Raw genomic sequence first — 21,789 nt, 5'->3', positions numbered from 1 at the left:
GTCACCGGTCGCTAATCGAACGGGCGGCGGCGCACGTGGACGGCCTGCAGCAGGCCGAAGGCGATCATGTTCGCGAACGTCGCGGACCCGCCGTAGGACACGAACGGCAGCGGCAGCCCGGTGATCGGCATGATGCCGATGGTCATGCCGACGTTCTCGAACGTCTGGAACCCGAGCCAGCACACGACCCCGGTGGCGACGAGCGTGCCGAACAGGTCGGCGGCCTGGGTGGCGATGCGCAGCCCGCGCCACAGCACCACGCCGAGCAGCGCGATGATCACCGCGGCGCCGACGAAGCCGAGCTCCTCCCCCGCCACCGTGAAGATGAAGTCGGTCTGCTGCTCGGGGACGAAGTGGCCGCCGGTCTGCTCCCCGTTGAACAGGCCCTTGCCGAACGCCCCGCCCGAACCGATCGCGATCCGGGCCTGCTGGGCGTTGTAGCCGGCGCCGCGCGGGTCGGCCTCGGGGTTCAGGAACGCGGTGAACCGGGCGATCTGGTAGGCCTTCAGCAAGCCGAGGAAGTACACGGCGGCGCCCGCGGCGACCCCGCCGCCGAGCAGTCCGACCAGCCACCGCTTCTGCGCCCCGGAGATCGCCAGCATGCCGAGCACCACCGCGATGAACACCAGTGTGGTGCCGAGGTCGGGCTGCAGCATGATCAGCAGGCCGGGCACCCCGGCGAGCACGAGCGCGAGCAGCACGTCCCGCCGGCCGGGGCCGATCTCCCCGTCGCGCGGCTCGCCGAGGATCATCGCCAGCAGCACCACGAGCCCGACCTTCGCGAACTCCGACGGCTGCACCTGGAACCCGCCGCCGAGCACGATCCACGAGTGCGACCCGTTGATCGTCGAGCCGAGCGGGGTCAGCACGGCCAGCAGCCCCACGCACGCCAGCCCGTACAGGATGGGGACGTAGGCGCGCAGGAGCCGGTAGTCGAGCACGGTGACCAGGCCGCCGAGCAGGAACCCGATGATGAGGTTCAGGACGTGCCGCTTGAGGAAGCCCTCGGGGTCCTTGCCCTGCTCGGTCAGCAGGTGGAAGGTGGCCGAGCGCACCAGCAGCGCGCCCACCGCCGACAGCGCCAGCACGGCCAGCAGCATCGGCAGGTCGAGGCGGCGCAGCTCGGCGACCCGGCTGGTCCACGTGCGGCGCGAGGCGTAGGCGTCGACGCTGCCGACCCCGGAGCCTGTGATCACGGGGCGGCCCCCTCGACGGGCATCCGCGGCAGCTCCGAGGGGAGCTTGCCGTCCTGGAGGATGGCCTTGCGGTCCTTCGTGCCGTACATGGCCTCCCAGATCTCCCGCACGGCCGGCGCGGACGTCTGCGCGCCCTGCCCGCCCTGGGAGACCATCGCGACCACCGCGAAGCGCGGCTCGTCGACCGGGCCGAACGAGGCGAACCAGGACGTGTCCTGCTTGCCGTAGACCTCCGCGGTGCCGGTCTTGCCGCCGACGTCGACGCGCTTGAAGTCGAAGCCGGAGAACGCGCCGGACGCGGTGCCGCTCTTCGTCACGTCCGCGAGCGACGTGCGGATGTACTTCAGGACCTTCCCCTCCACCGGCAGCTTGCGCGCCGGGGGCGCGTCGATCCGGCGGACGACCGTCCCGTCGGGACGCACGAGCGCGACGCCGAGCCGAGGGACCACCAGCTTGCCGCCGTTCGCGACCGCCGCGTAGGCGCGGACGAGTTGCAGCGGCGTCACCAGCACGTCGCCCTGCCCGACCGAGAAGTTCGCCGCGTCGCCGGGCCGCCAGACGTAGCCCTCGGTGCAGTTCTCCGTCGCCACCGCCTTCAGGTAGGCGGCGCGCGCCGGGTCGGTCTTGGCGAGCTCGGGGTAGCCCTCCTTGGCGCCCTTGCAGTTGGCGGCCTTGGTGATGTTCCAGAAGTTCTTCTTCCACCCGCGGTCGGGGATGCGGCCCTCGCTCTCGCTGGGCAGGTCGATGCCGGTGCGCGCCCCGAACCCGAAGCTGCGGGCCATCTTCACCATGGGGTCGGAGGGGTTCTTCTTCGGCTTCATCCCGCCGTCGCGCTGCCACTCCTGGTAGGCGAACCGGTAGAAGATCGTGTCGCAGGACTTGACGAGCGCCGTGTGCAGCGACATCGCCCCGAGTTCCTCGCCCTCGAAGTTGCGGAACGCGCGGTTGCCGACGTTCAGGGAGCCGGGGCAGTCGTAGGTGCCGGTCAGGCTGTTGCCGTCCTCCACCGCGGCGGACACCGAGGAGATCTTGAAGGTGGAGCCGGGGGCGAACTGCCCCTGCGTGACCCGGGAGATCAGCGGCTCGCCCTGCTTCTTGCCGAGCAGCGCGTCGTACTCGCCCTGGGAGATGCCGCCGGTCCAGATGCCCGGGTCGTAGGTCGGGTAGCTCGCCATCGCGATCATCCGGCCGGTGCGCACGTCCATCACGACCGCGGCACCGGCGTCGGCGGGGCGGCCCTGCTTGCGGGCGCCGTCGATCGCGTGCTGGAGGGCCTTCTCCGCCGCGCCCTGCACGCCGGCGTCGATGCTGGTGACGAGGTTGTTTCCGGCCGTCGGCGCCTTCTCCTCGGCGGTGCCGGTGACGCGGCCCTGGCTGTCGACCAGGACCTTGCGGAACCCGGGCTCGCCGCTCAGGTGCGTGTCGTACTGCGCCTCCAGGCCGTCGCGCCCGACCAGGTCGACGCCGCTGTAGCCGGTGACCTTCAGGCCCTTGCGCTTGTCGAGTTCCTCCTGCGTGATCGGCTGGAGGTAGCCGAGCATCTGCGCGGGCTTGGCGCCCTCCGGCTCGGGGTAGTCGCGGACGGCCTGGACCTGCGCGGTGATCCCGGGAAAGTCCTCCTGCCGCTCCATGATCTGCAGAGCGCGCTTGGGATCGACGTGGTCCTCGACCGGGATCGGCTGGTACGGGGAGCCGGGCCAGCAGGGGCGCTTGATGCCGGGCCCGCACAGCCGGATCCGCTTGGTGATCTCGTCGGGGGTCACGTCGAGCACGCCCGCGAGCCGCCGCAGGACGGTCTTGCCGCCGTCCTTCTGCCGCGACAGGGTCGTGCGGTCGACCGACACGACGAGCGCGCTGCGGTTGCGCACGAGGGGCCTGCCGCGGTCGTCCAGGATCATGCCGCGGGTGGCGGGGACGACGATGTCGCGGGTGCGGTTCTCGGCGGCGATCGCCCTGTAGTGCGCGCCCTCCAGGACCTGGAGCGCCCACATGCGCCCGATCAGGACGAGCAGCAGGGCGGCTACGAGCACGTACAGGACGACCAGGCGGAAGTGGGTCCTCGGATTCACAGGTTCCCGCTCCGCCCCGTCATCGCGCGGTAGCGGGCGGCGGGCACCGCCAGGCGGTCGCCCCGGGCGCGCTCGCCGCGTTCGTACCGGCGGGTGGCGCGCAGGACCGCCCACACGACGAACGGGCTCGCGATGACGTCGTAGAGCACCTGCAGCGGCACCATGCTCGACACGGTCGCCCACCCGGCGCGCGGGTCGCCGAGCATCATGCCGGTGCCCGCGTAGAGCACGGTCCCGGCGAGCGCCCCGGCGGCGACGGCCAGGAACGGTACGGCGGACTGGCGGTCCATCTCGGCGGAAGCGGCGCCGCACAGGTACCCGATGAGGCAGTAGACGAGCGCGTACCGGCCGATGGTGTGGTCGGCGGGCGGGATGATGTCGGCGGCGAGGCCCGCGAGGAAGCCCGCGACCATCCCGGTCGTCGAGCCCGCGACGAGCGCGAGCGCGACCACGGCCAGCAGCACCAGGTCGGGCTGGACGCCGCCGGGCAGCGGGAGCCGGTTCGCCACCGACACCTGAAGGATCAGGGCCGCGACGATCACCACGGCGGTCACCGCGGCGCGGCCGGCCGGCGAGGCCTCGGGCGGGTTCAGCACGTCAGTCCCCCCGGGTCGGATTCGTGGACGGGCTCTTCGAGCGGCGCGGCTTGGCCTTGGGGCTCTTGCTCGCCGACGGCGTCGCGGTCGGCGTCGGGCTCGGGGGCGGCGGGGGCTTGGGCGGCAGGACGGCGTCGCGAGGGTCGGTCTTCGGCGGGGCGACCACGACGGCGACGACGTCCAGGCTGGTGAACCGGACGAACGGGCGGACGTAGGCGGTGCGGGTCAGCCCGCTGGTGGACTTCTCGATCCGCTCCACCTCGCCGATCGGGACGCCGGGGACGTAGGGCCGCTGGCCCTGCGATCCGAGCGTGACGATCCGCTGGCCCACCCGGATCGGCGCGGCGGCGTCCAGCAGTTGGAACCGCAGCGGCGTGGCGCCGCCCCGGCCGAGGCCGCGGCGCCCCCGGCCCTGGGTGATGCCGATCTCCTTGGACTCCTCGAGGCGGGAGCCGATGGAGGAGGTCTGGTCGGTGGCGAGCAGCACCGTGGACGTCGCGGGCCCGACGCGGGTGATGCGGCCGACGAGACCCTCGGCGCTCATCACGGTCATGTCGGGCTTGATGCCGCTGCTGCTGCCGACGTCGATGGTGACGGTGTCCTCGAAGCCCTGCCCGGCGGAGATCACCTGCGCGGCGTGGATGCGGTAGCCGCCCATCCCGGCGGTGCCGAGCAGCCTGCGCAGCTGCGCGGACCGGTCCTGGTCGAGGCGGCTGGAGCGCAGCTGCTCGCGCAGCCGCTGGTTCTGCCGCTCGAGGCCGTCGGCGCGGCGCCGCTCGCCCGGCGCGTCGGTGATCGCGTCGAAGGTGTTGCCCACCGGCCGCACGACGGACGCCGACGCCCGCTCCACCGGGCCGAACACCGTCGCGCCGAGGCCGCGCAGGCCGCTGAGCGGCGAGTCCTGCCCACCGCGGTAGTCGATGGTGATCATCGCGAGCGCCGCGACCAGCAGCGCGCCGAGTACCACGCGGGTGCGACGGGTGTCCTTCACGCACCGACCTCCCGTTCCCTGGTCCGCCGGGAGCCCAGTGCCTCACGAGGTGGAACGCCCCCACGTCCCCCTCGGCGGACCGTGTCCGAATCGGCTCGCCGGAGGGACGGCCCCTCACGCCCTCCTGCGAGCCATGTCCGAATCAGTGCCGCGGTTCCGGCACGAGGACCTGCCGGAGCGACTCGAAGTCCTCGACGCACTTGCCCGTGCCGAGCACCACCGAGTCGAGCGGGTTGTCCACCAGGTGGATGGGCATCCCGGTCTCCTCGCGGAGCCGTTCGTCGAGGTTCTTCAGCAGCGCACCGCCGCCGGTGAGCGCGATCCCGCGGTCCATGATGTCGCCGGACAGTTCGGGCGGGCACTTGTCGAGGGTGGTCTTCACCGCGTCCACCACGGCGTTGACCGGTTCCTCGATCGCCCGCCTGACCTCCTCGGCGGAGATCACGACGGTCTTCGGCAGCCCGCTGACGAGGTCGCGGCCCCGGATCTCGGCGTGCGGCTCCTCGTCGCCGCCGGGATAGGCCGAACCGATCGCCATCTTGATCTCCTCCGCGGTGCGTTCCCCGAGCATCAGGGAGTACTCCTTCTTGGAGAAAGAGATCACGGCCTGGTCGAGTTCGTCGCCGCCGACGCGGACCGACTGGCTGGTGACGATCCCGCCGAGGGAGATGATCGCGACCTCGGTGGTGCCGCCGCCGATGTCGACGACCATGTTGCCGGTGGGTTCGTAGACGGGCAGCCCGGCGCCGATCGCGGCGGCCATGGGCTCCTCGATGATGTAGACGCGGCGGGCGCCGGCCTGGTAGCCGGCCTCCTTCACCGCGCGCTGCTCCACCCCGGTGATCCCGCTCGGCACGGCCACGACGATCCGCGGCTTGGCGAAGTGCCGGCGCTTGTGCACCTTCTGGATGAAGTAGCGCAGCATCCGTTCGGTGACGTCGAAGTCGGCGATGACGCCGTCCTTCAGCGGACGGACCGCGACGATGTTGCCCGGTGTGCGGCCGATCATCCGCTTCGCCTCGATGCCCACCGCGACGATCTTCCCGGTATTGGTATTGATCGCCACCACGGAGGGTTCGTTGAGGACGATGCCACGCCCGCGCACGTACACCAGGGTGTTGGCGGTACCAAGATCGACCGCCATGTCACGGCCAAGAAACGACAGCTTGTTACCCATGAAGAAAGGGAGCCCTTCATGATTGACGGGCGTGTATAGCGGCGCGTCCATCGTAACGTGCGCGCACCTGCCCGGGCAGTCACCCCCGCGCCGCGCGTCGCGAAAAAAACGCGTCCTGACCAGCCCGGTTTTCCATAAAGAGAACCCGGCGGCCTGATCTCCAACCGCCCCGCGGCACGACGTCCCGGAGTGCGCACGGCACCCAGGGACACCCGACGCCACCGGGTAAACGAGGATCTTAGGGGGTCGCCCCCGCCCGCACACACCCCCCGGCCCCGACACGAACGAATCGGCGCCGCGAACCCGCCCCGCCCGCCGCAGAAAAGCCCAACCCTCGAACGAGGATCTACCACCTCATGATGAGGCGCACGGCCCTCCAGAGCCCGGCGTTACCGCCCCGCGCCCCACTCCTGGAATGTAAAACGCCGGACATCCACCGGCCCCAAGACTCACGTCGCCCGTTCACACGGAACCGACTCTCAGCCGAGAAACCGCCAGCCCTCGTGGACCGCACCCCGCATGCCTCGTCCACGGGCCGACTTTTGGCTGAGAACCCCCCGGCCCCTCTTGGACCGGACCTCAGCCCCCGCACGGGCAGGCGCGTGGAGCGAGCGCAGCGAGCGCAACGCGCATGCCCGTCGAGCCGGGCGACCGCAGCGACACGACACCAACCTGCACGGGCACAACACACCCGCACCGTGGCGTGAGGATCGCCCGGCTCGTGACGGGGGTTCCAGGGGGTCGCCCCCCTGGGTAAACACAGCCCCCTGGGCTGACACTTACACCTCAGGGAAGAACAGCTTGATCTCCCGCTCCGCGGAGTAGGTGGAGTCGGAGCCGTGCACGATGTTCTCGCCGATCTCCAGGGCGAAGTCGCCGCGGATGGTGCCGGGGGTGGCGCTGACCGGGTCGGTGGCGCCGGCGAGGGCGCGGAACGCCTCGATGGCGCGCGGGCCCTCCACGACCATGGCGACGAGCGGGCCGCCGGTGATGAACTCGACCAGCTCGCCGAAGAACGGCTTGCTGGCGTGCTCCTCGTAGTGCGCCTCGGCGGTCTCGCGGGCGAGGGTCCGCAGTTCCAGGGCGACGAGCGTCAGGCCCTTGCGCTCGATCCGGGAGATGACCTCGCCGACGACGCCGCGGCGAACGCCGTCGGGCTTGACCAGGACAAGAGTGCGCTCGGACACGGGTGTTTCTCCTCGAGGATTTCGGATTCGGTGAGCGCGCGAATACTACCCGGCTCTCGGGTCCGCGGCGGCATCGCCGGGGAGCCGCGCGGCGCGGGATCCCGGGTCGCCGGCGCGTCCGGCGCACAGGCGGGCGGTGGCCCCGGCGAGCAGGACGGCGGCCGCCAGGGCGATGACCAGCCAGAGCCGGTAACCGTCCAGCAGGGCGTGCAGGTGCTGGGCGCCCGTCACCGGACGCGACCGCTGCAACCGCGCGGCCTGCGCCGACAGGACGAGCAGCTGCCCGGCCAGCACCGCGGGGAAGCACAGCGACAGCCCGAACAGCGCGGCGCCCACCTTCGCGTTCCGCAGCGAGGCGGCGAGGGCCAGCCCCGCGCCGGCGCCGAGGGGGACGAGGGGCGCGAGCAGCGTCCAGCGGCCGAGGGCGCCGCCCGCGAGGCCGAACGGCACGGCGACGATCATGAGGAGGTAGCCGGTGCGGACGGCCCCGCGCGCCCCGGCGCGGGTGGCCGCGAGCGCTCCGGCGAGCGCGGCGGCGGCCGCGACGGCGAACGGGAGCAGCGGCGGGCCCGCGGTGCCCTCGCCCGTCCCGGCGGCGGCAAGCCCGGCCAGGGGGCCCGCGACCGGGTGGCAGAGCAGGCCGGTGGCGATCATGACGACCGCGCAGCCGAACGGGCTGCCCGCCGTCGCGTCACGGCCGCCGGTGAGGGCGAGGCCGGCCAGGGCGGGCAGCGCGAGCCCGGCGAGGAGGAGGCGGGCGCCGGGCGACCAGGCGTGCGCGGCGACGACGGCGAGGAACGCGAAGCCGCCCGCGGGGACGAGCACGAGGAGCAGCTGCGCGCGCTCGGTGCGCCGGAACGCGGGCGGCCGCCGGTGGGGGCGTCCGCGCAGGAGCGGGTGGGCGAGCGCGGCCGCGGCGGCGGCCACGGCGAGCAGCGGGTAGGGCGCGAGCGCGACGCGCCAGTCCGGGACGGCGGTGCCGTCGGCGGGCAGGGGGACGGCCTTCAGCGCCAGCGGCATCGCCAGTATGAGCGTGCCTGCGAGGGCTCCCGCCCAGGCGGCGGCCAGGGCGCGGTTCCGCCGCTCCCACACCAGGACGAGGGAAGCCGGCAGGACGATCCCCGCGCCCGCGCCCTGGACGGCCCGCACCGCCCCCACGAGGGGCACCGAGTCGGCGAGGCGGGCGGCGCCGATGCCCGCGAGCAGCATCGCGAGCCCGGCCATGAGCACGAACCACGCGGGGATCCTGCGGGCGGCGACGGCGCCGAGCGGGACCGTGACCAGCAGGACGGGCAGGGACAGCCCGGTGGCGCGCAGCAGCCCGGGGATCTCGGCGTCGCCGAGCGCGAGGGCGCTCGCGGCGGCCGGGACGACGTCGCCGGACGCGTCGGGCACCACCAGGACGGCGGCGGGCACCGCGGTGAAGGTCAGCAGCAGCACGCCGAGCGTCGCGAGGCGCCGCCGGGCGGCGCCTTCGCGCAGGCGCGCCGGGGGCCCGGCGGGCCGCACCCCGGCGAGGCCGCCGGGCGGGTGTTCGCGTGCGTGGGAGGACACGGACCGCTCCTTAGGACGTCGTCGTCCGCCGCCCGCGCATTCCCATAAAGGAGAAATGTCCAAATAGGACTAATAATCGGGAATGGCGAGAATCGGCGGACGCAATGGTGCCGTCCCCGCGAACCTAGCGCGGCTGAGCGTTCCCCACCTTGCGTCCGAGCCAAATGGCCGTGCCCCAAAGCGCCCCGAAAACGACCCCGAGGAAGAACATGGCCGGAACCATGAACCCGGTCGCGATGATCAGCACCTGGAGGACCGTGCCCGCGGGGACCGCCCAGGGGAACCGCAGCAGGCCCGCCAGCACCACGCAGACGACGGCCAGCCCGCCGCACACGCCGCCGGCGGTCGCTCCGTCCACGTCCAGTACCGTCACCGCCACCGGGATCGCCAGCGCGATCACGATGGCCTCGCACGCCAGCACCGTGGCGAACAGCCTCCGTGCCGGGTTCGCGGACGTCCGCGTGCTCATTGCCGTCACCGGCCTTCCTCGACGCGCAGCAGGGTGCGGGCGTCGCCCGCGGTGATCACCGAACCGGTGATCAGCACGCCGGCGCCCCGGTACTCGCCGGTCTCCTCGGCGAGCCCGATCGCCCGGTCGATGGCGTCGTCCAGCCGCTCGGCGACATGGACGCGCTCGGGGCCGAAGATCCCCTCGGCGATCTCGGCCAGCTCCTCGGGCGGCATCGAGCGCGGCGAGGAGTTGCGGGTCACCACGAGCTCGGCCAGCACGGGTTCGAGCTGGTCGAGGACCCCGGGGACGTCCTTGTCGGCGGCGATGGCGAGGACCCCGGCGAGCCGGGTGAAGCCGAACGACTCGGTGACCGTGGCGACGGTCGCGGCCATCCCCGCCGGGTTGTGCGCCGCGTCGAGCAGGACGGTCGGGCCCGTCCGGGCGACCTCCAGCCGGCCCGGCGAGGCCGACTTGGCGAAGCCGCTGCGGACCAGCGCCGGGTCGAGCTGCCCCTCCTCGCCGCCGAGGAAGGACTCGCCGGGCGCGACCCGGGTGGCGGCCTCCAGGTTGGGCTCGCCACGGGTCGGGGCGCCGCTGGCGAACGCCTCCACGGCCGCCAGGGCCGTCGCGGCGTTGCTCGCCTGGTGCTCGCCGAACAGCGGCAGGAAGATCTCGTCGTAGACGCCGTGCAGGCCCCGCAGCGAGATCTGCTGGCCGCCGACGGCGACGTCCCGGCTGAGCACGCCGTACTCGATGCCCTCGCGCGCCGCCGCCGCGCCGGTCTCGGCGACCCGCCGCAGCAGCACCTCGGCGGCCTCGACCGGCTGCTGCGCCAGCACCGCGACCGCGCCCGGCTTGATGATCCCCGCCTTCTCCCCGGCGATCTGCTCCAGCGTGTCGCCGAGGTAGCGGGTGTGGTCGAGGCCGATCGGCGTGATCACCGCGACGGTGCCGTCGGCGACGTTGGTGGCGTCCCAGGCGCCGCCCATGCCGGCCTCGACCACCGCCACGTCGACCGGCGCGTCCGCGAACGCCGCGAAGGCCATCGCGGTGAGCACCTCGAAGAACGAGAGCCGGGCCTCGTGCTTGTCGTCGACGAGCTGGAGGAAGGGCAGCACGTCGTCGAACGCCTCGACGAACCGCTCCTCGCTGATCGGCTCCCCGTCGATCGCGATGCGCTCGCGCAGCGTCGTCAGCTCGGGGCTGGTGTAGAGCCCGGTGCGCAGGCCTCGCTCGCGCAGCAGCGCCTCGACGAGCCGGGCCGTGCTGGACTTGCCGTTCGTCCCGGCGATGTGGATCACCGGGTACGCGCGGTGCGGCGCGCCCAGGACGTCGACCAGGTCGGCGATCCGGTCGAGGGTGGGGTCGATCTCCCACTCGACCCCGCGCCCCATGATCGCGCCGACGGTGGCCCTGTAATCGGACGGCTCGGATACCTGACTCACGGTCACAGAGCCTACTCGGCGGTCGGCACGCCTCCGTCCGGGCCCGCGCTGGAGGCGGCCACACTGGGAGCATGGAGGTCTTCTACCGCGAGTGGGAGCGGCACGCTCCGGGCGAGGCCCGCGACGTCGGGCGGGCCCGCGCCCTGGCGGACGCGCTGGGCCTCCTCGCGCCCGGCGTTCCCGTCCTGACCGTCGTCGGCTCCAAGGGGAAGGGGACGGCGGCGACGTACGCGTCGGCGTTCCTGAGCGCCGCCGGGCTCCGCGTCTGCACGGTCACGAGTCCCGGGCTGCGCAGCGATCGGGACCGGATCAGGGTGGACGGGCGGGCCGTCTCCGCCGACGAGCTCGCGTCCCTGGCGGACGTCCTGGACGAGGCGGCCGCCGCGCTCCCGCCGCCGTCGGGCGGCTACCTGTCGCCGTCGGGGCTCTTCACGATCGCGGGCGTCCTGCACGCGCGCCGCGCCGGCGCGGACGTGCTCGTCCTGGAGGCCGGGATGGGCGGGCGGTCGGACGAGGTCGCCCTGTTCCCGCCGGACGTCGTCGCGATCACGCCGGTCTTCCGCGAGCACGCCGGGGTCCTCGGCGACACCGCGGCGGAGATCGCCGAGGAGAAGCTCGGCGTCGCCGGGCCGCGCACGCGCGTGCTGTCGGCGCCGCAGTCGGCCGAGGTCGCGCGGGTGCTCGGCGGCGTGGAGTTCGTGCGGCCCGGCGGCGGGCTCCCCCCGGACCTGCTCCCCGCCGGTCTCGGACGCGCCGCCGCCGAACTCGGCACGGCCGCCGCCCGCCGCCTCCCCGGGGTGAGCGAACCCCCGGCGGGCGCGCTGCGGGACGTGCTGTCCTCGATCGTCCTGCCCGGCCGCCTGTCCTGGCACGGCGTGCCCGGGTCGGCCACGCGGCTGCTCGTCGACTCCGCGGTCGACCGGACCGGGATCGCCGCGGCCCTCGCCGCCGCGCGGGAGGCGTGGGGGACGGTCGACCACGCCGTCGTCTGCCTCCCCGACCACAAGGACCTGGACGGCGCCATCGCCGAACTGGGGGCGCTGCCCGTGACGTTCGTCCGGCTGCCGCTGCCGCACCTGCGCTTCACCCGCGCCCTGCCGCCCCGCTGGGACGTCGTCGAGGCCGGCGCCGTCACACCCGAGTCGCTGGCGACGCTCGGCCACCGCGTGGTCGTCCTCGGCACGGTCTACTTCACCGGGCTCGTCCTGGACGCGGTGGACGCCGACACCGAGTGCCTCTACGTCACTTCGGCTTCTCGACGTCCCTCCGGAGGCGGTGCATCAGGTCGGCCATGAGCGGGAACTGCGGGTTCACCGAGGGCCTGTTGGACGCGACGACGCCGAACGAGTCGCGGGTCGCCCACGCGCAGTAGGTGTGGGTCTCGGCGAGGACGGCGAACGTGCCGCAGACCGCCTTGCCGCCCTTGCGGCCCGGGTCGGCGTCCTGCCCGGCGATGAACGTCGTGGGCTGCGTCTTCTGCAGGAAGTCGGCCGGATCTCCGACCCGTCCCGTCCCGCCCACGAACAGCAGGTTGACCTTGCGCACCGGCTCCTCGGTGTAGACGGCCAGGCCGGTCTTCGCCACCGGCACGCCGCCCGCCTCGACCGCTCCCGCGACGAACGGGTAGGCGGCGCTCGCCTGCGGCGCCGTGAGCGGGTCCTTGCGCAGCCCCCCGGCCGCCGCGCCCGCGTCGATCACCTTCTTGGACGACGCCGGGCCGACCGCGTTCTCCGCGGCCTCGCGGACGCCCCCGCCGCGCAGCGCCAGCACGCCCGCGACGAGCATGATCCCGGCGACTCCGGCCGCGACCGCGACGAGCAGCGGCTTCGGCGGCAGCCGGCGGGGCCCGGCGGGAGCCCCGGTCACCGGCGGGAGCGGTCCGGTGCCGTTGCGGACCACCGGATGCGCGCCGGAACCGTCGCGCAGGGCGGTGTGCGGGCCCGTACCGCCCACGATCGGATGCGCCCCCGACCCGTTCACCGCGCCCGGCATCGGGTGGGGGCCGGTGCCGTTCCTCGGCAGGGCCTGCGGGCCGGTGCCGTTCACCATGGCGTGCGGGCCGGTCCCGTCGCCCATGTCGACGGACCACCAGGGGCGCGTGCCGCCGAAGGGCGCGGGAGCGGACTCCTGCCCGGAGGCGTCCTCGGCGGCCCGCGCCGGGTCCAGGTCGTCGCCGGACGGGGAGTCCGGCGTGCCGGACCGGGGTGGTGAATCGGCCATTGCACTCCCGATGCTTCAAATGCCGCAAGGGCCCCACAGGCCTTACCGGATCGTAACGGCGGGGGCGCCGCCGCGCCGAAGGATCGCCGTGTCAGCCCCCGGTGTCAGGATCCGCCCGCCGGTGTCAGGATCAGCCCGCCGGAAGCGCGGCCAGCTGCGCTTCCAGCCTGCCGATGTCGGTCTCCGCCTGGGCGAGCCGGTCGCGGTTCTTCGCGACGACCGCCTCGGGCGCCTTGGCCATGAACGCCTCGTTGCCCAGCTTGCGCCGCGCCTGGTCGACCTCCTTGCGGGCGGCGGCCAGGTCCTTCTCCAGCCGCTTGCGCTCGGCGGCGACGTCGATCACGCCGGCGGTGTCGAGGTGAACCTTCACGTCCTCGACCGGCAGGGACGCCGTCGAGGAGAAGCCGTCCTCGGGGTCGGTGAGGCGCAGCAGCGAGCGGATGCCGTCCTCGTGGCGGTGCAGGGCCGAGCCGTTCCACTCGATCCGCGCGGCGACGCGCTGGCCGGGCTTGAGGCCCTGGTCGGCGCGGAACCGGCGGACCTCGGTCACCATCCGCTGGAGCGAGGCGACCAGTTCCTCGGCGCCGACGTCGCGCCGCGCCGGGTCGGCGGACGGCCACGGCGCGGTGACGACCGTCTCCTCACCGGTGAGGGACGTCCACAGCTCCTCGGTGACGAACGGGACGACCGGGTGCAGCAGCCGCAGCAGGTTGTCGAAGACCTCGCCGAGCACGCGGCGGGTCGCCTCGGCGCGCCCGTCGGCGAGCTGCACCTTGGCCAGCTCCACGTACCAGTCGCAGACCTCGTCCCACGCGAAGTGGTAGAGCGCCTCGCACGCCTTGGCGAAGTCGAAGCCCTCCAGGTGCGCGTCGACCTCCGCGATCACCGCGTGCAGCCGGGACAGGATCCAGGCATCGACCGTGGAGGGCTCGGCCGGCATGTCGCCGCGGGTGTGCGCGCCGTTGATGAGCGCGAACCGGGTCGCGTTCCACAGCTTGTTGCAGAAGTTGCGCGAGCCCTGCGCCCACTCCTCGGCCACCGGCACGTCGCCGCCCGGGTTCGCGCCGCGCAGCAGCGTGAAGCGGGTCGCGTCGGCGCCGTAGGCGTCGATCCAGTCGAGCGGGTCGATGACGTTCCCGAACGACTTGGACATCTTCTTGCCGAACTGGTCGCGGACCATCCCGTGCAGGGCGATGGTGTCGAACGGCTGGACGCCGTCCATCGCGTACAGCCCGAACATCATCATGCGGGCGACCCAGAAGAACAGGATGTCGTACCCCGTGACCAGGACGGACGTGGGGTAGAACCGCTTCAGGTCGGGGGTCTCGTCCGGCCAGCCGAGCGTGGAGAACGGCCAGAGTGCCGAGGAGAACCACGTGTCGAGGACGTCGGAGTCCTGCGTCCAGCCGGCGGGGGGCTCCTCGTCTGGGCCCGGGCAGACGATCTCGCCGTCCGGCCCGTACCAGACGGGGATGCGGTGGCCCCACCACAGCTGCCGGCTGATGCACCAGTCGTGCATGTTGTCGACCCACTCGAAGTAGCGGGCCGCCATCTCCGGCGGGTGGATCTTCACGCGGCCGTCGCGGACGGCGTCGCCCGCGGCCCCCGCGAGCGACTCGACCTTCACGAACCACTGGAGCGACACGCGCGGCTCGACGACCGTGGAGCAGCGCTGGCAGTGCCCGACCGAGTGCTTGTAGGGGCGGACCTCCTTGACGATCCGGCCCTGCTCGCGCAGTGCGGCCACGACCGCCGGGCGCGCCTCGAACCGGTCGAGCCCCTCGAAGGGGCCGGGCGCGGTGACGACGCCCCGCTCGTCCATGACCGACAGGGACGCCAGCGAGTGCCGCCGGCCGATCTCGAAGTCGTTCGGGTCGTGCGCCGGGGTCACCTTGACGGCGCCGGTGCCGAACGCGGGGTCGACGTGCTCGTCGGCGACGACCGGGATGCGCCGGCCGGTCAGCGGGAGCTCGATCTCCCGGCCGACCATGTGCGCGTACCGGGCGTCCTCGGGGTGGACGGCGACGGCGGTGTCGCCGAGCATCGTCTCGGCCCGGGTGGTCGCGACGACGATCTCGTCCTCGCCCGACCCGTACCGCAGCGAGACCAGCTCGCCGTCGACCTCCTCGTGCTCGACCTCGATGTCCGACAGCGCGGTCAGGCAGCGCGGGCACCAGTTGATGATGCGCTCGGCGCGGTAGATGAGCCCGTCGTCGAACAGCCGCTTGAAGATCGTCCGGACGGCCCGGGCGCGGTCGTCGTCCATCGTGAACGCCTCGCGCGTCCAGTCGACGCTGTCGCCGAGGCGGCGCATCTGGCCGAGGATGCGCCCGCCGGACTCGGCCTTCCACTGCCAGACCCGCTCGACGAAGTCGGGGCGCCCGAGGTCGTGCCTGGACAGGCCCTCCTTGGCGAGCTCGCGCTCCACCACGTTCTGCGTGGCGATGCCGGCGTGGTCCATGCCGGGCACCCACACGGTCTCGTGCCCCTGCATGCGGCGGCGACGGACGAGGGTGTCCTGGATGGAGTGGTCGAGGGCGTGGCCCATGTGCAGCGAGCCCGTCACGTTGGGCGGCGGGATCACGACGGAGAAGGCGGGCCGCCCGGGCGCGCGCTCGGGGTCGGCGGTGAACAGCCCCGCCGATACCCACCGCTCGTAGAGCCGGCCCTCTACCTCGGCCGGCCGGTACTGGGTGGGAAGGTCGACGTCCGCGGCGGCGCCCTGGCCGCGCTCAGTGCTGGGCTGTGTCACGGCTGACGATTCTACGGGGACGCCGGGGGTGGGACGGCCGCGCAACGTCCGCAACGGCGCGGCGAACCGGGCCAGAGAGCGTTTTCCCGCCGCGTTCGGGACACTGGTCACCTGACACCGGGTCGCCTCCCCGGAAAGGCTGGCCGCGAAGTCCCGCGAGAGCGGGCGGAGGGAGAGGGACGGGATGCGAGCGGTACTGGCACGCGCCGCCGTGCTGGCCGGCGCGTTCACAGCGGGGGCCGTGGCGGCGCGTGCCGCGACCATCCCTCACCTCCGCCGCCTCACCACCGACCTGCAGCGCTCCCGGGAGCGCATCCTCGCCAGCCGCGAGGAGGAGCGCAGGCAGCTGCGAAACGACCTGCACGACGGCCTCGGGCCGACGCTCGCGAGCCTCGCGATGTCCCTGGACGCGGCGCGCATCACCCTCGCCGGCGAGCCGGAGCGGATGGACCCGCTGCTCGCCGAGGTCCGGGACCGGCTGGCGACGGCCGTCGGGGAGATCCGGGACCTGGCGCACGGGCTGCGGCCCCCCGCGCTGGACGACCTCGGCCTCGTCGCGGCCATCGAGTCGTTCGCCGACGGCTGCTGCGAGCGGGTGGACGTCCGGTTCGACGGCGAGCCCGCGGGCCTGCCGGCGGCGGTGGAGGTCGCCGCGTACCGGATCGCGCAGGAGGCGCTGACGAACGTCCGGCTGCACGCCCCGGAGAGCACCGCGACGGTCAGGCTGACCAGGGACGCCGACCTGCACCTGATGGTCGCCGACACCGGGCCGGGCCTGAGCGACCCCGCCCGCAACGGGGGGCAGCCGAGGCCGCGCCGCGGGCTGGCCGCGATGAAGGAGTGGGCCGCCGAGGTCGGCGGCAGCTGCGCGATCATGTCCCGGAACGGCGGCGGGACCGTCGTGACCGTCCGGCTCCCGCTCGCCGCCGCGGAGACCGCCGCCGGGTACCATCGTCCCTCGACCGGAAGGGACGGGCGGAGATGACCGAGACCATCCGGGTCCTCATCACCGACGACCACCCGGTGTTCCGGCAGGGGCTGAAGGGCCTGCTGCAGGCGCTCGGGGTGGAGGTCGTCGGCGAGGCCGAGAACGGGCCCGACGCGGTGCGGCTGGCGGCGGAACTCCAGCCGGACGTCGTCGTCATGGACCTGCACATGCCCGGCGGCAACGGCATCGAGGCGACCCGGACCATCACCCGCACCAGCCCGCGCATCGGCGTGCTGGTGCTGACGATGTTCCGCGACGACGACTCGGTCTTCGCGGCGATGCGCGCCGGCGCCCGCGGCTACCTGCTGAAGGAGTCGGGCGCCGAGGAGATCGCCCGCGCCGTGAAGGCGGTCGCGGCGGGCGAGGCCATCTACGGCCCGGAGATCGCGCGCCGCGTGCTCACCTACTTCACCGACATGCCCGACCCGAGGCAGGCCGCGTTCCCGCAGCTCACCGAGCGGGAGCGGGAGGTCCTCGAACTGATCGCGCAGGGCCGCAGCAACACCGAGATCGCCGGGACGCTCTTCCTCAGCCAGAAGACCGTCCGCAACCACGTCTCGAACATCTTCATGAAGCTGCACGTCGCCGACCGCGCCCAGGCGATCGTCCTGGCCCGCGAGGCCGGCCTCGGCGAGTCCCGCGGCTGACACCCGGCCCCCTCGGGGGCACGGATCGGCGAGGCCCTCCCGCGGACGGCGCGTCACCCGCCCGTCCGGGTCAGGAAGGCCCGCACCCCGGCGCGTCGAGGCAGCCCGGGCACGGGCCACAGGATGCCCTCGCGCACGGCGAGCGCCGCGGCCTCGGCCCGGCTCGAAGTCCGGGTCTTCTGCAGCACATGCTCCACGTGCTTGTGGATCGTGCGCGGCGACAGGAAGAACTGCTGGGCGATGACGTCGTTGGTCATCCCCATCGCCAGGCGCGTCAGGACCTCGACTTCGCGACCGGTCAGCCCGTAGGGCACCTCGGCGGGCCGCGAGTGGACGAGCACCGCCCCCGGCGGGCAGCCGGGTAGCCCGGGTGAGAGCAGCCCGACGCGGTGCCACGTCCGGTCGAGGGGCCACAGGACGCGGAGCCGCCGTCCGCCCGACTCCCGGAACTCCGCGACGACCTTCCGGAAGGCGCCGTCCTCCAGCACCTGCGGCCGGTTCCGCTCCGGCACCGGCACGATCCGGTCGCCGGACACGAGGGCGGCCCGGTCCGAGGGCGGCACGCCGCCGGCGTGGACGGCCCATCCGGTCACGTCCGCCACCGCGGCCAGCGCCGGCATGACGGAGGCGAGAAGCCGCCGCGCCCGGGTGTCGAACGCCCCGTGCCGTCCGCTGGACAGGTGCACGAGGCCCACGTACCGCCCGCCCCGCCGCAGGGCGCCGGTCATCCCGTCCCGGAATCCCGCGGGCTCCACGTGCTCCTCGTAGAACCAGCCGCGGCGGAAGCTCTGGCTCGGCTCCTCGGAGATGGACGGAGGGAGATCGGAGTCGAGGACGTAGTCGAACCAGTGGGTACGGGCGAAGTCGACGGCCAGCGAGCGCGCCGTTCCGGCGGCGTAGCCCGACCCGGCGACCTGGCGGTGCTCCCCGGCGAACGGGTCGACGGCGATCAGGGACCCGGCGTCACCGTCCAGGATCTCGGTCAGCAGGCGCAGCATCTCCCGGCGGGCCTGGACCACGTCGGGTTCGCGGACCAGCATCCCGATCTCGGCCGCGAGCGCCACATGCCGATGTGTGGGCATGACGCCTCCTGGCCACGCGCGTTTCGAGCGGCAAGCTCGATGATGGCTCCGAATCTAAGGCGCAGGCGGGTACCTGGACAAGATCTACCCTCGTCCCATTTCGGAACCGCGATACGCCCGGCGCAGTCCGGGTGGGGGACGTCGTCGAGCAGGGCGGGCGACTCCGCAGTTCTACGGATGCCCCGGACGCCCGGCCCGCGGTCCCATGACGCGACCGGCCCGCAGGCGGACCTGCGGCGGCCGGTGTCCGCACTGGGCAAAACGCCCCTCGTCACCGGAAGAGGAACCAGCGATGGCCACGGGCTACCTGTACCACGAGATCTTCGGCTGGCATGACACCGGATCGAACACCGGCCTGTTCGGGGCGGATCCGGCGGCCGGGCTGCAACCCTTCATGCACATGGAGAACGCCGAGACCAAGCGGCGCCTCCACGAACTGATCGTCGTGTCCGGGCTCATCGACCGGCTGGAACGTGTCCGGCCCCGGCCCGCGTCGGAAGAGGAGATCCTGAAGGTCCACACCCGGGATCACCTGGAGCGGATCAAGACCGAGAGCCGGTGGCCGAAGGGAGGCGACGCCGGAGACGGCTTCAGCCCGTTCGGAAAGGGCGGCTACGAGATCGCCGCCCTGGCGGCCGGCGGCGTCATCACGATGGTCGAGGCGGTCGTCAACGGCGACGTCGCCAACGGGTACGCCCTGGTCCGTCCGCCCGGTCACCATGCCGTGGCGGGCAGCGGAATGGGGTTCTGCGTCTTCGGCAACCTCGCCATCGCGGCCCGGCACGCCCGCGACGTCCTCGGCGTGGGGCGCATCGCGGTCGTCGACTGGGACGTCCACCACGGCAACGGCACGCAGTCCTTCTTCTACGACGACCCGGACGTGCTCACGATCTCGTTGCACCAGGACAACTGCTTCCCACCGGAGAGCGGCGCGTTCACCGAACGCGGTGACGGGGCCGGCTTCGGGTACGCGCTGAACGTCCCGCTGCCGCCCGGAACGGGCGACGGAGGCTACCTCTACGCCATGGACCAGGTCGTGGCACCGGCCCTGCAGCGGTTCCGGCCGGATCTCATCCTCGTGGCCTCGGGCTTCGACGGCAGCGCCATGGACCCGCTGGCCCGCCAACTGCTCACCTCCACGGGCTACCGGACCATGACGCGCCGGCTCATGGAGATCGCCGACGACCTGTGCGCCGGCAGGATCGCGATGTCGCACGAGGGCGGCTACAACCCGGTGTACGTCCCGTTCTGCGGTCTGGCCGTCGTCGAGGCCCTGGCCGGCGCCGAGCCTTTCGATGATCCGTTCCTGCCGGTGGTCTCCGGGATGGCGGGCCAGGACCTGCAAGCGCACCAGAAGGCCCTCGTGGACGAGGTCGCGGCGCTGGTCGGCGACATCTCTGCCGTCCCGGCGTCCTAGCGGTACCCGAGGCGGGCATGCGGGCCCCGGCTCAACGGCGCGCGAAGGCTCCGTGCCCGTCCTCGAAGGCCAGGGCGGCGAAGCGCTCGCCGATGAGCCGGTGGCTCTCGGGGGCCGGGTGCACCTCGTCCGGCAGGGGCAGCTCGGCGTAGTCGGCCTCGCCGTAGAGGGCGCGGCCGTCCAGGTAGTGCAGGTGGGGGTCGTCCTCGGCGCGCCGCGCGGCGATGCCGGCCAGCGCGTCCCTGATGACGGTGAGCGTCAGGCGGCCGCTCGCGACCTCCGCAGGGTCGCCCGTGGCCCTGAACCGCAGGCGCGAGGACCCGGGGTCGGGGGCGAGGGGGCCGGGGGTGTCCTCCTGGATGGGGCACAGGATCGGTGAGACCAGCAGCAGCGGCGTCTCCGGGTGACCCTCGCGGACGGTGTCGAGGAAGCCGTGCACGGCGGGGACGAACGCGCGCAGGCGCATGGCGTCGGCGTTCGCGACGTTGATGCCGATCTTGATGCTGATCAGGTCGGCGGGGGTGTCGCGGAGGGCCCGCGCGGTGAACGGGTCGAGCAGCGCGTTGCCGCCGAAGCCGAGGTTGACCAGGTTCACCCCGCCCCTGGCCGCGGCCACCGCGGGCCAGGTGGAGGTGGGGCTCGCGGCGGTGGAGCCGTGGCTGATCGAGCTGCCGTGGTGCAGCCACACCGGACGGCCCCCGTCCGGGACGGGCTCGACGGGCGCGTCGGTGCGCAGCGCGATCAGCTCGGTGGTCTCGACCTGGGGCAGCCAGATCTCCACGTCCTTGGTCTCGGCGGCCAGGCCCGCGAACCGGAGCGTGCCGGGCTCGCCCGGCCGAGTGACCGCGTTCTGGGTCGCCATGTCGATGACGGCCAGGTTTCCGCCGGGCACCGTGCCCTGCCCTGCGGGACGCCCGTCGACCACGAGGTCGTAGACGCCGTCCGGCTGCGGCGGCATGCCCTGGTAGGCCCGCTTGGTGGGCAGGGCGTCCAGCTCCACGGCGGTGGCCCGGGTGCGGAAGGCCAGGCGCACGCCGGAGGGCTGCTCCTCCGTCCTCGCCAGGTACTCGTCGGGGAACTGGACGCGGGCCGCGAGGGGCAGCCGGTGCGGCAGCACTCCGCGGCCGGTGCGCTCCAGTTCGAGCGCGCCGCGCAGGATGCGCGCGTCGATGGGCGTGGTGGTCCACTCGGACATTCCGGCCTCCCTGCCGCGGACGCCCCGCCGGCCGGCGGGGATTGCGGTGGCGAGGCTAATCTACCTAATATATTTAGGCAAACACGATATTAATCTAGGTGCGGAGGTTCCATGGCGCGCGCGGGCATCACCGCCGAACGCCTCGCCCGGACGGCGGCGGAGCTGGCCGACGAGATCGGCTTCGACCGGCTGACCGTCTCGGCGGTGGCGCGCAGGCTCGGCGTCAAGGACCCGAGCCTGTACGCGCACATCGAGAACGCGCGGGAGCTGAAGGTGCGGGTCGCGCTGCTGGCACTGGAGGAGCTGGCCGACAGGGTCGCGGGCGCGGTGGCGGGGCGCGCGGGCAGGGACGCCCTCGTCGCGTGCGCGGGCGCCTACCGCGCCTACGCCGCGGAGCATCCCGGGCGGTACGCCGCCGCCCGCTTCGAGCTGGATCCGCGGACCGCCGCGGCGAGCGCGGGGCCCCGGCACGCGGAGATGACGAGGGCGATCCTGCGCGGATACGACCTCCCCGAGCCCGACCAGACCGACGCCGTGCGGTTCCTCGGGAGCGTGTTCCACGGCTACGTGAGCCTGGAACTGGCGGGCGCCTTCGGCCACACCCCCCGCGAGGCCGACGCGTCCTGGTCGTGGGCGCTGGACACGGTCGACTTCGCCCTCAGGAACCACCCGTCCCGCAGCCCCTCGGGGGGCGGGCCGCACCCCTAGCGCGCCGACCGCGAACGCCGTCCAGGCATAGCCCCCTGGCCCTGCGGCGTGTTGCCCTTATGAAGGCGCTGATGAGCGCGACACGCCGCGCATCATCAAGGCCGGCGGGTCCTG

Annotated in this window: 18 protein-coding genes; 5 read left to right on the top strand and 13 right to left on the bottom strand. The window is 73.3% G+C overall.

Going from position 1 to position 21,789, the window contains the following annotated elements:
- Positions 1 to 11: 11 nt before the first annotated feature.
- From rodA to FKD65_RS35070, 9 genes are all read right to left on the bottom strand, one after another.
- Positions 12 to 1,196 (bottom strand): rod shape-determining protein RodA, encoded by a 1,185-nt coding sequence (gene rodA / locus FKD65_RS35110; RefSeq protein WP_240809754.1) that lies wholly within the window; start codon positions 1,194 to 1,196, stop codon positions 12 to 14.
- Entirely contained in the window at positions 1,193 to 3,265 is a 2,073-nt protein-coding gene (gene mrdA / locus FKD65_RS35105) for a penicillin-binding protein 2 (RefSeq protein ID WP_141582951.1), read from the bottom strand. The genes rodA and mrdA overlap by 4 nt, the downstream gene beginning before the upstream one ends.
- Positions 3,262 to 3,861 carry a rod shape-determining protein MreD gene (gene mreD, locus FKD65_RS35100; protein WP_141582949.1) on the bottom strand — a complete coding sequence of 200 codons (600 nt, stop codon included), beginning with the start codon at positions 3,859 to 3,861 and terminating at the stop codon, positions 3,262 to 3,264. Before mreD ends, mrdA begins: the two co-directional genes overlap by 4 nt.
- A 1-nt stretch (position 3,862) precedes the next feature.
- A complete protein-coding gene (gene mreC, locus FKD65_RS35095; protein WP_141582947.1) occupies positions 3,863 to 4,852 on the bottom strand; it encodes a rod shape-determining protein MreC in 990 nt (329 codons plus the stop codon).
- A gap of 142 nt (positions 4,853 to 4,994) precedes the next feature.
- The gene (locus FKD65_RS35090; RefSeq protein WP_067794123.1) at positions 4,995 to 6,029 is read right to left on the bottom strand and encodes a rod shape-determining protein; all 1,035 of its coding nucleotides are present in this window, start codon (positions 6,027 to 6,029) and stop codon (positions 4,995 to 4,997) included.
- Between the two features lie 779 nt (positions 6,030 to 6,808).
- Positions 6,809 to 7,216, bottom strand: a complete 408-nt coding sequence (gene ndk, locus FKD65_RS35085; RefSeq protein WP_141582945.1) for a nucleoside-diphosphate kinase — start codon at positions 7,214 to 7,216, stop codon at positions 6,809 to 6,811.
- Positions 7,217 to 7,261: 45 nt separating this feature from the next.
- Entirely contained in the window at positions 7,262 to 8,770 is a 1,509-nt protein-coding gene (locus FKD65_RS35080; RefSeq protein WP_141582943.1) for a hypothetical protein, read from the bottom strand.
- A 124-nt stretch (positions 8,771 to 8,894) separates the two neighbouring features.
- Positions 8,895 to 9,239: a DUF4233 domain-containing protein gene (locus FKD65_RS35075; protein ID WP_141582941.1), complete on the bottom strand. Its 345-nt coding sequence runs from the start codon at positions 9,237 to 9,239 to the stop codon at positions 8,895 to 8,897.
- Between the two features lie 5 nt (positions 9,240 to 9,244).
- Entirely contained in the window at positions 9,245 to 10,615 is a 1,371-nt protein-coding gene (locus FKD65_RS35070) for a folylpolyglutamate synthase/dihydrofolate synthase family protein (protein ID WP_141587277.1), read from the bottom strand.
- Between the two features lie 122 nt (positions 10,616 to 10,737).
- Between FKD65_RS35070 and FKD65_RS35065 the strand changes: the two genes are divergently transcribed.
- On the top strand, positions 10,738 to 11,961 hold the full coding sequence (locus FKD65_RS35065) for a hypothetical protein (RefSeq protein ID WP_141582939.1): 1,224 nt from the start codon (positions 10,738 to 10,740) through the stop codon (positions 11,959 to 11,961).
- Here FKD65_RS35065 and FKD65_RS35060 read toward each other — a convergent pair.
- Positions 11,909 to 12,886 carry a hypothetical protein gene (locus FKD65_RS35060; protein ID WP_141582937.1) on the bottom strand — a complete coding sequence of 326 codons (978 nt, stop codon included), beginning with the start codon at positions 12,884 to 12,886 and terminating at the stop codon, positions 11,909 to 11,911. The two genes, FKD65_RS35065 and FKD65_RS35060, sit on opposite strands and share 53 nt — an antisense overlap.
- A 130-nt stretch (positions 12,887 to 13,016) precedes the next feature.
- Positions 13,017 to 15,638 carry a valine--tRNA ligase gene (locus FKD65_RS35055; protein WP_141582935.1) on the bottom strand — a complete coding sequence of 874 codons (2,622 nt, stop codon included), beginning with the start codon at positions 15,636 to 15,638 and terminating at the stop codon, positions 13,017 to 13,019.
- A 184-nt stretch (positions 15,639 to 15,822) separates the two neighbouring features.
- Between FKD65_RS35055 and FKD65_RS35050 the strand changes: the two genes are divergently transcribed.
- On the top strand, positions 15,823 to 16,623 hold the full coding sequence (locus tag FKD65_RS35050; protein WP_141582933.1) for a sensor histidine kinase: 801 nt from the start codon (positions 15,823 to 15,825) through the stop codon (positions 16,621 to 16,623).
- Complete coding sequence (locus tag FKD65_RS35045; protein ID WP_141582931.1) at positions 16,620 to 17,273, top strand: response regulator transcription factor; 654 nt, start codon at positions 16,620 to 16,622, stop codon at positions 17,271 to 17,273. Before FKD65_RS35050 ends, FKD65_RS35045 begins: the two co-directional genes overlap by 4 nt.
- A 53-nt stretch (positions 17,274 to 17,326) precedes the next feature.
- Here the strand turns inward: FKD65_RS35045 and FKD65_RS35040 are convergent, their stop codons facing one another.
- Positions 17,327 to 18,355 (bottom strand): LuxR C-terminal-related transcriptional regulator, encoded by a 1,029-nt coding sequence (locus FKD65_RS35040; RefSeq protein ID WP_141582929.1) that lies wholly within the window; start codon positions 18,353 to 18,355, stop codon positions 17,327 to 17,329.
- A gap of 292 nt (positions 18,356 to 18,647) precedes the next feature.
- Here FKD65_RS35040 and FKD65_RS35035 point away from each other — a divergent pair, with 292 nt between their 5' ends.
- Complete coding sequence (locus FKD65_RS35035) at positions 18,648 to 19,772, top strand: class II histone deacetylase (RefSeq protein WP_141582926.1); 1,125 nt, start codon at positions 18,648 to 18,650, stop codon at positions 19,770 to 19,772.
- A gap of 31 nt (positions 19,773 to 19,803) precedes the next feature.
- Here the strand turns inward: FKD65_RS35035 and FKD65_RS35030 are convergent, their stop codons facing one another.
- On the bottom strand, positions 19,804 to 20,967 hold the full coding sequence (locus FKD65_RS35030) for a GDSL-type esterase/lipase family protein (RefSeq protein WP_141582923.1): 1,164 nt from the start codon (positions 20,965 to 20,967) through the stop codon (positions 19,804 to 19,806).
- Positions 20,968 to 21,078: 111 nt separating this feature from the next.
- Here FKD65_RS35030 and FKD65_RS35025 point away from each other — a divergent pair, with 111 nt between their 5' ends.
- Entirely contained in the window at positions 21,079 to 21,675 is a 597-nt protein-coding gene (locus FKD65_RS35025) for a TetR/AcrR family transcriptional regulator (protein WP_141582921.1), read from the top strand.
- Positions 21,676 to 21,789 lie beyond the last annotated feature (114 nt).

It is taken from the genome of Actinomadura sp. WMMA1423 (genome assembly GCF_006547145.1).
Classification (GTDB): Bacteria; Actinomycetota; Actinomycetes; order Streptosporangiales; family Streptosporangiaceae; genus Spirillospora.
The sequence above is the reverse complement of the archived record's forward strand: the minus strand, read 5'-3'. Positions and strand labels throughout refer to the sequence as shown.

Excerpts from the sequence above, each read along its gene's own strand:
- FKD65_RS35090 (WP_067794123.1), bottom strand. The coding sequence starts at position 6,029 with ATGGGTAACAAGCTGTCGTTTCTTGGCCGTGACATGGCGGTCGATCTT.
- FKD65_RS35075 (WP_141582941.1), bottom strand. The coding sequence starts at position 9,239 with ATGAGCACGCGGACGTCCGCGAACCCGGCACGGAGGCTGTTCGCCACG.
- FKD65_RS35070 (WP_141587277.1), bottom strand. The coding sequence starts at position 10,615 with ATGGGGCGCGGGGTCGAGTGGGAGATCGACCCCACCCTCGACCGGATC.
- FKD65_RS35065 (WP_141582939.1), top strand. The coding sequence starts at position 10,738 with ATGGAGGTCTTCTACCGCGAGTGGGAGCGGCACGCTCCGGGCGAGGCC.
- FKD65_RS35060 (WP_141582937.1), bottom strand. The coding sequence starts at position 12,886 with ATGGCCGATTCACCACCCCGGTCCGGCACGCCGGACTCCCCGTCCGGC.
- FKD65_RS35050 (WP_141582933.1), top strand. The coding sequence starts at position 15,823 with ATGCGAGCGGTACTGGCACGCGCCGCCGTGCTGGCCGGCGCGTTCACA.
- FKD65_RS35045 (WP_141582931.1), top strand. The coding sequence starts at position 16,620 with ATGACCGAGACCATCCGGGTCCTCATCACCGACGACCACCCGGTGTTC.
- FKD65_RS35040 (WP_141582929.1), bottom strand. The coding sequence starts at position 18,355 with ATGCCCACACATCGGCATGTGGCGCTCGCGGCCGAGATCGGGATGCTG.
- FKD65_RS35035 (WP_141582926.1), top strand. The coding sequence starts at position 18,648 with ATGGCCACGGGCTACCTGTACCACGAGATCTTCGGCTGGCATGACACC.
- FKD65_RS35030 (WP_141582923.1), bottom strand. The coding sequence starts at position 20,967 with ATGTCCGAGTGGACCACCACGCCCATCGACGCGCGCATCCTGCGCGGC.
- FKD65_RS35025 (WP_141582921.1), top strand. The coding sequence starts at position 21,079 with ATGGCGCGCGCGGGCATCACCGCCGAACGCCTCGCCCGGACGGCGGCG.